1 protein-coding gene is annotated in these 261 nt (G+C 71.3%); it reads right to left on the minus strand.

What is annotated here, in order from left to right:
• On the minus strand, window positions 1-245 hold a 245-nt coding region (locus ACFR9S_RS14305), incomplete at its 3' end, for a DUF7283 family protein (protein WP_459077214.1).
• Window positions 246-261: the final 16 nt, after the last annotated feature.

Below are 261 nucleotides of genomic sequence, written 5' to 3' on the forward strand. Positions count from 1 at the left end.
CAGGCGCCGATGAGCGTGACGCGGTAGTCATCCCAGCTCACCTCCCTGACGGCGATCTCGTCCGACGCGACCCACTCGGACTCGCGTTCCCGTGCAGTTTCGACCGCGTCACGAAACGCGTCGCGATCAGCGAATACTGCCCGGGGCAGCGCCCCGACGAGCACGCGTCGGAGCCGCCCCCCGCGGACCGGCACGACGGGACCGAACGCGAACGTCGCCCGTGCGGTTCCGGCGTCGTTCCGCATCGCGATCCCGTGGGGG

The sequence above is a fragment of the Halolamina salina genome (assembly GCF_042678005.1).
Taxonomy (GTDB): domain Archaea; phylum Halobacteriota; class Halobacteria; order Halobacteriales; family Haloferacaceae; genus Halolamina; species Halolamina salina.